This is a genomic window from Aurantiacibacter atlanticus, assembly GCF_001077815.2.
GTDB lineage: Bacteria > Pseudomonadota > Alphaproteobacteria > Sphingomonadales > Sphingomonadaceae > Alteraurantiacibacter > Alteraurantiacibacter atlanticus.
The window spans coordinates 484618-498729 of record NZ_CP011310.1 but is presented as its reverse complement, the minus strand read 5'-3'; the positions used below and the strand labels follow the sequence as shown (position 1 = coordinate 498729).

The following is a 14112-nucleotide window of genomic DNA, read 5'->3' as shown; positions in this document are numbered from 1 at the left end:
AGAGTGATACCCATGGCAAAATTCTCCCGCATCATCACCGTGGCAATCGCCGCCGGAGCGCTGTCCGCATGTGGCGGCATCGATCTCGGCTCGCGCGACCGGCCGGATGAATTCGCCGTGCAACGCCAGGCTCCACTGGTGATCCCGCCTGATTTCCATCTCGCCCCGCCAGAGCCGGGTGCTCCGCGTCCAGTAGAAGGCACCGCATCGGAACAGGCATTGGAAGCTCTGTTTGGCGGCCCGGCAGAGCGTAGCGCCGTTGAAACCAGCGCACTCCAGCAGGCGGGCGAGGCCGATCCGGGCATCCGTTCGAGCGTAGGCGACCATTTGACCTACACAGTGGACAAGGGTGCCAGCACCCGCGCCATCATCGCCGCGCCAGAAGGTGATGGGCAGAGCGCGCGTTCAGTCATTCCTGGCTGACGATTGCGCTCGCCCCATTGGGCAAGGGTTACATTGATGAAGGGCAAATAGAAGGTGCCTGAAGGCAGGCGCCTGCACTATCCCTCCTGCTTAACCAGCAATTTGTCGATCTTGCGACCATCCATGTCCATGACTTCAAAACGCCATCCCTGATCGCAGAAATACTCGCCTTCAGCCGGAAGGTGCTTCAACACATAAAGCGCATAGCCTGCAGCAGTGGCGAACTCGCGCCCCTCGGGCAGATCCAGATTCAGACGGTCGGCCAATGTGTCAGCAGTCAGCGCGCCAGAAACCAGCAGCGATCCATCCTCCCGTTCCACGATCAATGGCATGTCGCCTTCGTCCTGATGGCTGGCGAAATCACCGGCAATGGCAGACAGGACATCGGCCGTGGTGACGATCCCGTCCAGATGGCCGTATTCGTCATGGACCATTGCCATGCCGGTCCCTGATTGCTGCAGGGCTCGCAACGCATCCAGCGCATCAAGCTGATCGGGAACGACCTCGCTCTTGCGCAGAAGATCCGTTAGGCGAACAGGCGCGCCGGCAACCTGCAGCGCCAGCAACTCGCGCACTTTGACCACGCCCACCATCTTGTCCGGAGATCCCTCGGCAACAGGCAACAGCGAATGCGGCGAACCAGCGATCACCCTTCGTATCTCTTCCTCGCTGGCGTCCGCATCCAGCCAATCGATTTCGGTGCGCGGGGTCATCAGTTCGCGTACAGGCCGGTCAGCCAAACGCATGATGCCGGACAGGATGGCGCGTTCCTGCTCCACGATCACGCCGGTGCGGGTAGCATCGGCGAAGATCATCTGCAGCTCCTCGGCGGTCAATCGGTGATCACCCTTGTGGCGAATGCCCAGCGCAGCAAGCAGCATATTGGACGTCGAATCGAGCAGCCAGACGAAAGGCGCCGCGATTCGCGCCAGCATATCCATCGGCCGCGCCATCACCAATGCAATCGGCTCCGCAGTGCGCAGGGCCAATTGCTTGGGCACAAGTTCGCCAATCACCAGGCTGAAGAATGTGGTGAGGCCGATGACCAGCGCGAAACCTGCACTGGAGGCGGTTTCCGGATCGAGACCAAGCAATGCCAGCCGTTCGCCCGTCGGCTCACCCAGAGTGGCGCCCGAAACAGCGCCCGCGATGATACCGATCAACGTAATGCCGATTTGCACGGTGGAAAGAAACTTGCCCGGCTCTGCAGCAAGACGCAGGGCGACTTCTGCGCTTCTGCTGCCGCGATCCGCCGCCATCTGCAAACGCGCAGTGCGCGCGGATACGATCGCCAGTTCAGACATGGCAAAAACACCGTTGAGCACTATCAGGAGGAGGAGTGCGACGAGGAAATGCCAAGGAAATGGTGACATCAGGATTCGGGCGCTAGCAGATTAGCACGGCGGCGCGAAGAGAGAGTGTCACAGGAAGTTACGGAACGCGGTGGCCCTTTGATCATTATCTTCTATGCAAGGACGGACTCGACCTATGGAGTCTGCTGCTAGCAAGAGGGACAAATTTCATGAAATCGAAAAAGATTCTTTTCTCGTCGATCGGCGCACTGGCGCTGGTTGGCACCACCACCGCTTGTGTGACAGACCCCAACACCGGAAATCAGGTCCTCTCGCGCACCGCTATCGGCGGTGTCGGCGGCGCGGGCCTTGGCTACCTTCTGGGCGGTCTTATCGGCGGCAAGACTGCACGCATTGTTGGGGCAGGTATTGGCGGTGCAGCAGGCGGCTATGTCGGCTACCGCATGGACGAACAGATCCGTGAACTGGAAGAAGTCACCGCAGGCACGGGTGTTGATGTTTCGGAAACCCCCAATGGCGACGGCATCCTTGTTAATTTCCCTGATGTCACCTTCGCAGTTGATTCGACCACGGTCTCTCCGCAGATGCGCTCTACACTCGACGGTGTCGCACAAAGCATGGTCGAACATCCCAGCAGTCTGATCGACGTTATGGGACATACCGATTCGACCGGTAGCGACCAGTATAATCTGGACCTGTCGCGTCGCCGTGCCGAATCCGTGGCGAATTATCTCGTGTCACGCGGCGTGGCGCGTTCACGTATTGAGACGGTTGGTTATGGCGAGCAATATCCGATTGCCGATAACACCACCGATGCAGGTCGATCGGAAAATCGCCGTGTGGAAATCCGCATTACGCCTGTGACACAGGAAGATGTGAACGCAGCATATTGATTGCTCGATCCTATCTTTAAAAAAGGGGGTGTCCTGCGGGGCGCCCCTTTTTTGTTCTGGGTGAGCTAATTGCGTGAAATATGTGCTGCCCTTTTGGCCAGCCGTTCCACCGCTGCTGCATGGATGCCGAGCGCACTGACCAGCAGGCCAAAGGCGCGCGGATCGTGCTTGTTATAGGCGATTGGCTTGCCGAATGCGTCGGTCACCCGCGCCCCGGCCTCACGCGCGATAAGGGCTGCAGCACCAATGTCCCATTCATATCCCCATCGCAAAGTGGCCAGCATGTCAGCTTCATTACTCGCCACCATGGCCACGCGCAGGGCGATGGAATTGGGCTTGCCGACGAGGCTGAGATCCTGGTCCTCTTTGGCAAGCGCATCGGCAGGTACGCGCGCGCCAGCAAATTTCGTGCGGCGCGATGCAACCAATCGTTCGCCATTGCGCCAAGAACCCTGCCCCGCCTTGGCGGACCACACTTCCTCGCGCGCAGGGGCGACCAGTGCGCCCCACAAGGGACGTCCGGCACTGATCAGCGCGACAGATACCGCCCAACCTTTCCGGCCGCGGATAAAATCTCGGGTGCCGTCGATCGGATCGACCAGCCAGATGAGACCTTTGCCAAGCCGTCCGGCATTATCGGCAGTTTCCTCGCTCAGCCAACCGGCGGACGGAAGCAGCCGCCCCAGCTCGCGTTTGAGGAAGGCATCGACTGCCAGATCAGCCTCACAGACCAGACTGCCGGGAGATTTCTCCCAGCTTTCCAAGGCATAGCCGTTACCCGGCCACCGCTGAAGCGCCATGTGACCCGCCTCGCGGCAGATTTGCTCAAGTCTCATCGTGTCGATCATTGTGGCAAATGGAGATGATAGACCAAAGCAGGGTTTGCAAGGCGTGCGCGATGATGCTTAAGCCCGCTGCAGGAACATTTTTCGACATATGAAGGCACCCGCGCATGAACATTCACGAATACCAGGCCAAGGAATTGCTCTCGAAATTCGGCATCGGCATCCCCACCGGCTACCCTGCAAATAATGTAGAAGAAGCTGTCGAAGGTGCGAAAAAGCTGCCCGGGCCGCTTTATGTCGTAAAGGCTCAGATCCATGCTGGTGGTCGTGGCAAAGGCAAGTTTTCTGAACTTCCTGCTGATGCCAAGGGCGGTGTGCGCCTCGCCAAGAGCGTGGATGCCGTGAAAAGCGATGCGCAGGACATGCTGGGCAATACGCTGGTCACAATCCAGACAGGCGACGACGGCAAGCAGGTCAATCGGCTTTATGTCACGGATGGCGTGGATATTGCCGAAGAATACTACCTTTCCATGGTGGTGGATCGCGAAACGAGTCGTATCGCAATGATCGTATCCACCGAAGGCGGTATGGATATCGAGGACGTGGCACATAATACGCCTGACAAGATTGAAACGATCACCATCGATCCGGCAACCGGCTTCATGCCGCATCATGGCCGCGCCGTCGCATTCGCACTGAAGCTGGAGGGCGCGCTGGCGAAAGCCGCCCAGAAGCTTAGCAAGCAATTGTATGAAGCCTTCACCACGCTCGATTGCGAAATGCTCGAAATCAATCCTTTGGTAGAAACCAAGGATGGCGAATTGCTGGTGCTCGACACCAAGATGAGCTTCGATTCCAATGCGCTCTACCGCCACCCCGATGTCGAAGCCATGCGCGACGAGACAGAGGAAGATCCGATGGAAGTCGAGGCCAGCAAGCACGACCTTGCCTACATAAAGCTCGACGGCAATATCGGCTGCATGGTCAATGGCGCAGGCCTCGCCATGGCGACGATGGACATCATCAAACTGAACGGCGCCTTCCCGGCAAACTTCCTCGATGTCGGTGGCGGCGCAAACCGTGAAAAGGTGACTGCTGCATTCAAGATCATTCTGTCAGACCCGGCAGTGGAAGGCATTCTTGTCAACATTTTCGGCGGCATCATGAAGTGCGACATCATTGCCGATGGCATTGTGTCTGCGGCAAAGGAAGTGAACCTTTCCGTGCCGCTGGTTGTCCGCCTTGAAGGCACCAATGTGCAGCAGGGCAAGGATATCCTCGCCAATTCGGGCCTGCCGATCATCTCGGCTGACGATCTGGGCGATGCCGCCCGAAAGATCGTTGCACAGGTGAAGGAAGCCGCCTGATCCGCAACTGACCATCGCGCCTATCGTGTCGGAGCGGGCTCCGGCAGGATAGGCGTGGTCGAGTCCATTTGGGTCAGCCAGTTCTGCCAGATCGTGCTCGTACGACGGTCTGTCATTGCGATCCTGCAAGATAGTGACATGGCGCCGCGGATGCTGCCTTCAATCCAGTCCGTATATACAGCCCCGCATTCGGCATCGCGATAGGCGGTGAACGCCGCATCTGACTGTTCAATTTGCGCAGTGAGTTCAGCATTGCCATCTGCCTGCTGAATCGCAGCGGCAAGATATTCACCGCGCCGTGCATCGGCCCTTTCAAACACCGCCAAAAGACAGTCATTTATATCCAGAGTGGTGACGGCATCGCTGCAGCGCGAGGGCACAAGCGGCTCCCCAGTGCGGCGAAAGCGGAAAATCAGCTCATTCGCTGCGCCGTCCTTGCTGCGTATCTGCACCGCCGCAACCAACCCATCGTCTCCGTCACAGCGCAGGGTCAGACTGGCGAAATAGGCTGCGCATGGCTCAATATCGACCAATCGGAACGTCAGCATATCGTCACGCTCTTCCCAGCCTGTCAGGTCTGGATTGAAGTGCTTGAGCCGCAGCACAAGGCTCCCCACGTGCTCCACCAAATACAGGTGTTCGGTGAATTGAATGCCGCCATTGTCGCCGGTCTGGATGAATGTGCCGACCATCGTGTCACCCGTCGGCGGCAGCCAGCTCTCCGTTGCGCGGTTCCCGCCAATGCCGGTCCCTTCCCATTGGCCGACCAGCCAGTCCATATCGTCCATGCTGGCGGCAGGAGAGATGTGATCCGCCGGCATTACGCGTGTTTCCTGCGCGCAGACTGGTGCGGATGTAATGCAAGCCAATGCAATGGCGGGAACGATGGTGCGCAAGAGGGAGTCTCCCATGTAGGATATATAGCAGGCTAGACCTGCTTCGCGACGCCGTAAAGCTGGTCTGGTTGATCTAAACGTCAGTTTGTTTACATAAGCGGCAAAGCATAATGAGAGAGGTTTGCGATGAAGGTATTAGTGCCTGTGAAGCGGGTGATAGATTACAATGTGAAGCCGCGAGTTAAGGCGGATGGGTCGGGAGTTGATCTGGCCAATGTAAAGATGAGCATGAACCCGTTTGACGAGATTGCGGTGGAAGAGGCGCTGCGATTGAAGGAAGTGGGCAGTGCTGAGGAAGTGATTGCGGTAAGCGTGGGGCCGGCCAAGGCGGCAGAGACGCTGCGCACGGCGCTGGCGATGGGCGCGGACCGCGCCATTCTGGTCGAGAGCGACGAGGCGGTTGAGCCGCTGGCGGTGGCCAAGATTTTGCAAGCGATTGCTGATGAGGAAGGTCCGGGCATTGTGATGCTGGGCAAGCAGGCGATCGACGATGACAGCAACCAGACCGGCCAGATGCTGGCCGCATTGATGGGCCGCCCGCAAGGCACCTTTGCCAGCGAAGTGGCAATCGAGGGTGATCATGTCAGCGTGACGCGCGAAGTCGATGGCGGGCTGGAGACGGTGAAGCTGTCGCTGCCGGCCATCGTGACCACCGATCTGAGGCTGAACGAGCCGCGCTATGCCTCATTGCCCAATATCATGAAGGCCAAGAAGAAGCCGCTCGATACCAAATCCCCGGCTGATTATGGCGTCGACGTCACGCCGCGCATCACCACCACGCATGTCGGCGAACCGCCGGTGCGCCAGGCGGGCGAGATCGTGGAAGATGTCGATGCGCTGGTCGCCAAGTTGAAAGCTTTGGGAGTTGCCGCATGAGTGTTCTTGTTCTTGCCGAACCGCATGATGCCAGTGTTGCCGATGCCACGCTGTCCACCATCACCGCTGCAGCTGCGCTGGGCGGACCGGTGCATGTGCTGGTCACAGGCTCGGCGGATGCTGCCGCTGAGCATGCGTCCATCGCCGGGGTGGAAAAGGTACTGCACGCCGATGATGCTGCCTATGCTCATGGGCTGGCTGAAAATATCGCGCCGCTGGTTGCTGGCCTGATGGGTGACTATGATGCGCTGCTGGCCCCGGCCACCACCACGGGCAAGAACATCGCCCCGCGCGTGGCTGCCATGCTCGATGTGATGCAGGTCTCTGACATCATCAGCGTTGAAGGTCCCAGGAGTTTTACCCGCCCGATCTATGCCGGCAATGCCATTGCCACGGTGGAAAGCAGCGATCCCAAGTTGGTGATCACTGTGCGCACCACCGCTTTCGACAAGGCCGAGGCCAGCGGCGGCAGCGCTGCTGTCGAGGCGACCAGTGGTCCGGGCGATGCCGGGCTGTCCGAGTTCGTCAGGCTTGATGCGGTCAAGTCCGACCGGCCCGAGCTTACCAGTGCGGGCATCATCGTCTCGGGCGGACGGGCATTGAAGGATGCCGAGACCTTCGAGGCAACGATCACCCCGCTTGCCGACAAGCTGGGCGCGGCCATTGGCGCCAGCCGGGCAGCGGTTGATGCAGGTTATGTGCCCAATGATTACCAGGTTGGCCAGACCGGCAAGATCGTGGCCCCCGAGGTCTATATCGCCATCGGCATATCGGGTGCGATCCAGCATCTTGCAGGCATGAAAGATAGCAAGACCATCGTCGCCATCAACAAGGACCCCGACGCCCCCATCTTCCAGGTCGCCGACATCGGCCTCGTCGCAGACCTCTTCAACGCAGTGCCAGAACTCACTCAGAAACTTTGACTGTTCAGCCGGATGGCGGCGGGCGGCGAAACAGCCGTACCTCATCGCCATCCGGTAGCCTGCTATCGTGCAATGACGCGAAGCCCAGACGGTCTGCCAGCCGCAGCGATGCCGCATTGCCCGGTGCAATCATGCACATGACTTCGGCCCGATGTTCAGCATCGAACCAATCCAGCACGGCTCGCATGGCCTCGCCCGCATAACCCTGGCCGGTAAATCCGGCGCCGATTATCCAGGCGGCTTCTGCGCGATCATCAAAATCCTCTCCAATGCCGCGAATTGAATGGAATATGCCGCAATTGCCGATGATCGGCGACTTGCCACCTTGCGCGCCCCGTTCACGCAGGATGAACATCCCATAGCCGTAAAGCTGCCAGCAGCCTGCATTGCGGCAGAACCGCATGAAATGATCTTCAATCGTGGCGCTCGGGCCGAGGAACCGCATTGTTTCGGGCTGGGAAATTATATCGAACAGGGGCCTCAGATCTGCCGCCCGTGGCAGCCAGAGCTCCAGCCGCTCTGTCACGATCATTGGCGCGAAGGTCACATAACCTCGGTCAGGAAATGCAGCGACAGGCCCACCAGCCCGCCAACCAGCGTGCCATTGATACGAATAAATTGCAGATCGCGACCCACAGCGCGCTCTATCCGCATGGTGATCGTATCTGCATCCCAGCTTTTCACCGTGTTGGAGACCAGGCTGACAATCTGTTCACCGTATCGCGTGACCAGTCCGACAAGGCTACGCCGCGCAAAACGGTTGATCTGCACCTGCAGATTTGTGTCGGTTTGCAGCGTCTCGCCAAGTTCGGCGAGGCTGTGTCCAATCTGCCCCGACATGACGCGATCGGGATTGCGCAGCATGTCTATCAATGCGTGGCGCAATCTCTCCCACACACCCATCCACCAATCGGATACGGCGGGATTGGAAAGCAAATCGTCCTTCATCTGCTCTACCTTGGCGCGCATCGCAGCATCATGCTGGAGATCATGGGCGAGGCTGGTAAGCGCTTCTGCTGCCTTGATACGCACGCGATGGTCCGGGTCCACATGTATCTCTGCCAGCAGACGATAGAGGCCCGACAGCACCGAATTGGCGAGCTTCTCGTCAAGTCCGGTCCAGCGGATCAGTGCATTGGCGCGTGCCTGCACCATTTCACGGACCATCTCCTCATTATCTTCCAGCGCTACGCCAGCCCAGCGGATGAAGCTGTCGATCAAAGGTTGGTGCCGATTATCCGCAATGGCGGTTTCGAGCACGCGGCCCAGAAGCGGCGCGATATCGAGCCTTTTGGCCTGCCGCGCGAGACCAGCTTTCACCTGAAGGCCAAGGCGGTCCGGATCGAGCGATTCGAGCAGTTCCACCAACAATTGACCTGCACCGGCGCGGATGCGACCTTGCTCTGTATCGCCGCGCGTGGCCAGATAATCACCCGCCGCCTGCGCAAGGTTCATCTCCCGCATGCGCCGCGCAACCACCACCGGGGTCAGGAAGTTGGAGCGCAGGAATTCTGCCATCGTATCGGCAATACGATCCTTGTTACGGGGAATAATCGCCGTATGCGGAATAGGCAGACCAAGCGGGTGGCGGAACAGCGCTGTCACCGCGAACCAGTCTGCCAGCCCGCCAACCATGGCGGCTTCTGCAAAGGCGTTGACATAACCCCATGCGGGATTGACGCCCAGAACCTGATGCGAGCCGAAGAAAATGGCGGCCATTGCCACCAGCATTACTGTTGCGCTGATGCGCATGCGTCGCGCCTTGTCCGGCGGCATTAGGGCCACGGCGGTCGGTGGCATCACAGCATCACTCGGCAGGCTGCGGCGCAATCGGATGGGCCGCCTCATCACCCGGATTATAGGTCAGCAAACGCTGACGCAGCCATGGGCCGAGTCTTCGTTCAAGCCCGTCTGCAAGGCTGAAGCCCGCAGGCACAATCACCAGCGTCAAAGCGGTCGACAAGATCAAACCACCGATCACCACCGTACCCATGGGCGCGCGCCAGGCCGAATCTCCCGAAAGCGAAAGCGCAGTCGGCACCATTCCGGCCGTCATGGCGACCGTGGTCATGATGATAGGCTGGGCGCGTTTGTGACCCGCCTCAATAATGGCTGTAAGCTTGTCTGCCCCAGCGTCCATTTCCTCGATTGCGAAATCAATCAGGAGGATGGAATTCTTGGCGACGATCCCCAACAACATCAGCATCCCGATAAAGACCGGCAGTGAAATCGGCATGGGCTGGCCGCTCTTGATGAGGCCGGCCACGACCAATGCGATGAATCCGCCCAACGGAGCGAGCGCCAGCGAACTCATGTTCACAAGGGGGGAGACAACCCGGCGATAGAGAAGCACCAGCACAGAAAACACAAGCAGCAGGCCAGTGACCACGGCGATAATGAAATCATTGATCAACTGAGCCTGCCATTCATCCGCGCCGACGGGCAAGTTTGAAACACCGGTAGGAAGATTTTCCATGATTGGCAGGGCGTTAATGGCATTAAGCACGGTACCACGCGCGACGTTGGGTGCAATGTCGACCCCTACGAAAACGCGCCGGTTCTGGTTGTAGCGTTCAATCGAAGTGGGGCCCATTCCCAGTGTAATCTCAGCCACGCGGCTGAGCGGCACAGAGCCGCCGGTGGACGTGGGAACAGGCAAATTTTCTATCGTCGACAAGTCACGCCGCGCGCTTTCTGCAAGGCGCACTCGGATAGGGATTTGCCTGTCAGACAGCGAGAATTTGGCAGCGTTCTGATCGATGTCACCCAGCGTCGCAATGCGGATCGCCTGGCTCAGGGCCGATGTTGTCACGCCTAGGCTGGCAGCCAGATCCTCCCGCGGCGTGATAATCAGCTCTGGCCGCTGAAGATCGTAATCGATGCGGGGCGCCACCGCCCCTTCGACAGTCGCCATCTGTTCGACCAGAACATTTGCGGCTTCGGTAAGGGCTTCGGGATCCGATCCGGCCAGCATGATCGAAATTGCGCGGCCGGTGCCGCCTCCGCCGCCCTGATTGTTCTGGAAATTGATGCGGGCATCGGGGATGTTCTGCAGCACTGGCGTGAGTTCGCGTTCGAAATCGAGACTGCTTCGCTCACGATCGTCGCGCAGGACAAGGCTGATGCGGCCCGACCCTTCGCTGAATGTGCCCAGAGCCAGTGCGACTTCCTGTTCCTCGCTCAATCGGGCGGATACGCGATCAACCACCACCTCGGTTTGCTCCAGCGTCGTTCCGGGGACCATTGAAATACTGACCCGGCTGAAATCGCTGTCATTGTCAGGAAAAAATTGCTGCGGCACATTGGCAGCGATGATGACCGTTAGAACAAGGGCGACCACGCCGACGAGCATCATCCAGATACGGTGATCGAGAAATCTCGCCCCTGTGTAGCGGGCTCGTGCGACGTAGGTATTGGCATCATAGCCAATCATGCGGCCCAGCAGCAATCCAAACACCATGCTGATCAGCACCCCGATGATGTATGAAGGCAAGGCCAGTAAAAGAATCATGAGAACAGCCGGCAGTTCAAATCCGGGAGCCAGCAGGGCGGGCAGGATCACAAGAAGGAACAGGCCGATCGCAAGCGAGGCGATGTGGAACTGCCAGCGCGTGGGTGAATACCCAATACGGTGCCGCATCGCCCGGAAGCTGCTGTCATCGACAGACCAACGCAGGGTTTTCATATAGCGGTCCATCATCGGACCTTCGCCATGGACGGCGTGCCCCTTAGCCTTGAGGAAATAGGCAGCAGCCATGGGCGTGATCAGACGCGCGACGGCAAGGCTCATAAGAACAGAGGCGACGACCGTAAGGCCGAAATTCTTGAAAAACTCTCCGGAGATGCCGGGCATAAGGCCCACAGGAAGGAAGACGGCAACGATACATAGCGTGGTGGCGACAACCGGAAGGCCGATTTCATCCGCTGCATCGATACTCGCCTGATATGCGCTTTTGCCCATGCGCATGTGCCGAACGATGTTCTCGATTTCCACGATAGCATCATCGACCAACACCCCGGCCACAAGGCCAAGCGCCAGGAGCGACAGCGTATTCAGGGAAAAGCCGAACCAGGCCTCCATGAAATAAAAGGTCGGGATTGCCGAAAGGGGGATGGCGAGCGCCGCGATCATGGTTGCGCGCCAATCGCGCAGGAAGAGGAACACCACCACCACAGCGAGCAATGCGCCCTCGACCAGCAAAGCCATGGAGCTTGCATATTGGGCCTTGGTATAATCCACCTGTGTGAAAAGGCGCGTAAAGGTCACACCCGGATTGGCTTCTTCCAATTCCTGAAGGACTTCAATTGCATCGTCATACACCCGCACATCGCTTTCGCCGCGGGCACGCGTGAAGGAAAATGTGACAACCTGTTTGCCATTGACCTTGGCAAGCGTGCGGACTTCACCGACAGAATCCTTGACCTGCGCAATATCGGCCAGTTTGATTGATCGACCGCTCCCCAGATTGATGAGCGTTTGCGAAAGATCATAGGCATCATCTGCATTGCCCAGCACCCGTACCGATTGGCGTGATCCCGCGATTTCGGCCTGTCCACCGGCCGCATTGATGTTTAGCTGGCGCAACACGCTGTTCACCTGGCTGGCTGTTACGCCAAGCGACTGCATCCGCGCCGGATCAAGAATTACAAGGATTTCGCGATCGACACCGCCGCTGCGGCTAACCTCTGCCAGCCCTTCGACCGAAAGCAGGCGCTTGGTCACCGTGTCGTCGATAAACCAGCTCAATTGTTCAAGCGTCATATCGTCAGCGGTTACGCCGAAAGACACGATTGGCTGAGAGCTTGTCTGTCGCTTGCTCACCCGCGGCTCCAATATGCCGTCAGGCAGTTCACCGCGAATATTGTCTATCTCGCTTTTCACTTCATTCACCGATTCGGCGATGTCAGTGCCGATGGCAAATTCGATGAAGGTGAAGGAACTGCCTTCTGAAGCTGTGGAGTTGATATTCTCCACCCCGTCGAGTGTCTGGACCGCTGCCTCGACCCTCTGGGTGATCTGGTTCACGACTTCGGAGGGCGCGGCACCAGGTTGTGAAATACTGATGACGACAACGGGAAATTCAATGTCCGGTTCGTTTTGAACATCCATCCGTGAAAAGGACAGGAGACCCGCTAGCATCAAACCGGCAAAGGCCAGAATGGGGACGATCGGATTGCGGATCGACCAGGCAGAGATGTTGCGGAAATTCATGTGCGCCGGCCTTAATCCGCCGTTTCGGTTACGGGGCGCACTTCGTCACCTTCGGTGAGGAAACCGCCAGCACGCAACACTACCCGTTCATCGCCCGAAAGGCCGGAAGCGACGACAATACCTGCATCGCTGATCGATCCGATTCCAATCGGGCGGCGTACAACGATATTCTGCTCATCGAGAATAAAGACGTAGGAGCCGGCGTCATCAGACAGGATCGCACTTTCGGGCAGTCGCGGCGAAGTGGTTGTGCCGCTGGCAAATTGCACGCTGGCAAAACCGCCCGGGCGCAGCGCCGGATCATAGGAAAGCGCGCAGCGCGCCGTTCCCTGGCGGGTTTGTTCATCGATAACGGGCGATTTCTGCCAAATCTGGCAAGCAAATGTCTGCTCTGTCCCGACCGGCGTCAACGTGCCCCCGGTACCGACAGAAAGCTGGCCCAGTTCACCCTCTCCGACGCGGGCGAGCAATTCCATTTCCCCGCCGCGCGCAATCGCAAACAGCGTTCCCGAACCGGGGCTGACAACCTGACCGGGCTCAACATTGCGGGTGAGCAGAAGTCCTGCTGCCGGAGCAACGATGTTAAGCTGGGCATTGCGTGCACGGCGCTCCGCCAGTTGTGCACGGGCCACCTGCACCCGCGCTGCGGCGGCATCGCGCGTAGCGGTCAGCCGGTCGATATCCGCCTGGCTGATAAAGCCGCGCTCCACCAATTGCAGCGCGCGATCAAGATTGGCCTGCGCCAGATCGGCATCCGCCTGCGCTACATCTACCTGAGCGCGCTGCGCATCGGCCTGCTGATTCTGAACTGAACGATCGATCACGGCGAGCACCTGTCCCGCGCGCACCCAATCGCCCGCCTCGACGGGAACGGATGCCACGCGCCCGCCTTCGCCGACAACGCCCACGGGCATTTCCCGGCGCGCAGCCAACGTACCAGTTGCATTTATCACGCCTTGCAGCGTGCCCGAGCCAGGGACCAGCACTGTCACGGCCGGAAGCGTGCTGCCTTCGGTAGGGGCAAAGGGCACTTCCTCCTCCCCGGCTGAAAGCATGAATGCAGCAATGATCGTGCCACCAATGAGAAATGCAATGACGACCCACAGGCGGCGCTTGCTTGCGCGCTGCCCATCGTCCGCGAGGGCGTCCGTTTCAGCACCGACATCCACCCCGATAGTCTGCGGTGTATCGGTGTTCGTCACACTCGTTTCGAAATTCATCGCAAGACTTGCCTTTGCAGGGCCTGATCCATTAGGTCGGCTGAAATCGTATCACAGATGCCCTATCCGCGCGAACCGCGACCTATGGCCGTAGATTGCCATAGCTGCTTACGCGCAATTTGCACAACGCAACAATCTGCCAAGCCACAATGGGGCCCGACAGACGTTGTTGCAACTGTAACAAAAAAGGGCGGGACAGCCGAA

General features: G+C 58.9%; 12 protein-coding genes. 5 read left to right on the top strand and 7 right to left on the bottom strand.

Annotated features, from left to right (window positions below; all coding sequences use genetic code 11):
- The first annotated feature begins 12 nt into the window (after positions 1-12).
- Positions 13-423, top strand: a complete 411-nt coding sequence (locus CP97_RS02465) for a DUF3035 domain-containing protein (RefSeq protein WP_048884648.1) — start codon at positions 13-15, stop codon at positions 421-423.
- A 77-nt stretch (positions 424-500) separates the two neighbouring features.
- On the opposite strand, the gene CP97_RS02460 is transcribed toward CP97_RS02465, so the two are convergent.
- Positions 501-1796, bottom strand: a complete 1296-nt coding sequence (locus CP97_RS02460) for a hemolysin family protein (protein WP_048884647.1) — start codon at positions 1794-1796, stop codon at positions 501-503.
- Positions 1797-1945: 149 nt separating this feature from the next.
- On the opposite strand from CP97_RS02460, the gene CP97_RS02455 reads away from it, so the two are divergent.
- Complete coding sequence (locus CP97_RS02455) at positions 1946-2629, top strand: YiaD family glycine zipper/OmpA-like lipoprotein (RefSeq protein WP_048884646.1); 684 nt, start codon at positions 1946-1948, stop codon at positions 2627-2629.
- 65 nt (positions 2630-2694) lie between these two features.
- Here the strand turns inward: CP97_RS02455 and CP97_RS02450 are convergent, their stop codons facing one another.
- Positions 2695-3477 carry a 3'(2'),5'-bisphosphate nucleotidase CysQ gene (locus tag CP97_RS02450; RefSeq protein ID WP_048884645.1) on the bottom strand — a complete coding sequence of 261 codons (783 nt, stop codon included), beginning with the start codon at positions 3475-3477 and terminating at the stop codon, positions 2695-2697.
- 104 nt (positions 3478-3581) lie between these two features.
- On the opposite strand from CP97_RS02450, the gene sucC reads away from it, so the two are divergent.
- Positions 3582-4781, top strand: coding sequence for an ADP-forming succinate--CoA ligase subunit beta (sucC, locus tag CP97_RS02445; RefSeq protein ID WP_048884644.1), 1200 nt, complete (start codon positions 3582-3584; stop codon positions 4779-4781).
- 20 nt (positions 4782-4801) lie between these two features.
- On the opposite strand, the gene CP97_RS16245 is transcribed toward sucC, so the two are convergent.
- Positions 4802-5602: a DUF6265 family protein gene (locus tag CP97_RS16245; protein ID WP_174539154.1), complete on the bottom strand. Its 801-nt coding sequence runs from the start codon at positions 5600-5602 to the stop codon at positions 4802-4804.
- A gap of 201 nt (positions 5603-5803) precedes the next feature.
- Here CP97_RS16245 and CP97_RS02435 point away from each other — a divergent pair, with 201 nt between their 5' ends.
- Positions 5804-6553, top strand: a complete 750-nt coding sequence (locus CP97_RS02435) for an electron transfer flavoprotein subunit beta/FixA family protein (RefSeq protein WP_048884643.1) — start codon at positions 5804-5806, stop codon at positions 6551-6553.
- Positions 6550-7476, top strand: a complete 927-nt coding sequence (locus CP97_RS02430) for an electron transfer flavoprotein subunit alpha/FixB family protein (protein ID WP_048884642.1) — start codon at positions 6550-6552, stop codon at positions 7474-7476. Before CP97_RS02435 ends, CP97_RS02430 begins: the two co-directional genes overlap by 4 nt.
- Positions 7477-7480: 4 nt before the next feature.
- Here the strand turns inward: CP97_RS02430 and CP97_RS02425 are convergent, their stop codons facing one another.
- From CP97_RS02425 to CP97_RS02410, 4 genes are read right to left on the bottom strand one after another with little or no spacing between them, the layout of a single operon-like run.
- The gene (locus CP97_RS02425) at positions 7481-8023 is read right to left on the bottom strand and encodes a GNAT family N-acetyltransferase (RefSeq protein WP_053106503.1); all 543 of its coding nucleotides are present in this window, start codon (positions 8021-8023) and stop codon (positions 7481-7483) included.
- Positions 8020-9228: a DUF445 domain-containing protein gene (locus CP97_RS02420; protein WP_048886641.1), complete on the bottom strand. Its 1209-nt coding sequence runs from the start codon at positions 9226-9228 to the stop codon at positions 8020-8022. Before CP97_RS02420 ends, CP97_RS02425 begins: the two co-directional genes overlap by 4 nt.
- 55 nt (positions 9229-9283) lie before the next feature.
- The gene (locus CP97_RS02415) at positions 9284-12688 is read right to left on the bottom strand and encodes an efflux RND transporter permease subunit (protein WP_048884641.1); all 3405 of its coding nucleotides are present in this window, start codon (positions 12686-12688) and stop codon (positions 9284-9286) included.
- Between the two features lie 11 nt (positions 12689-12699).
- Positions 12700-13908: an efflux RND transporter periplasmic adaptor subunit gene (locus CP97_RS02410; protein WP_048884640.1), complete on the bottom strand. Its 1209-nt coding sequence runs from the start codon at positions 13906-13908 to the stop codon at positions 12700-12702.
- Positions 13909-14112: the final 204 nt, after the last annotated feature.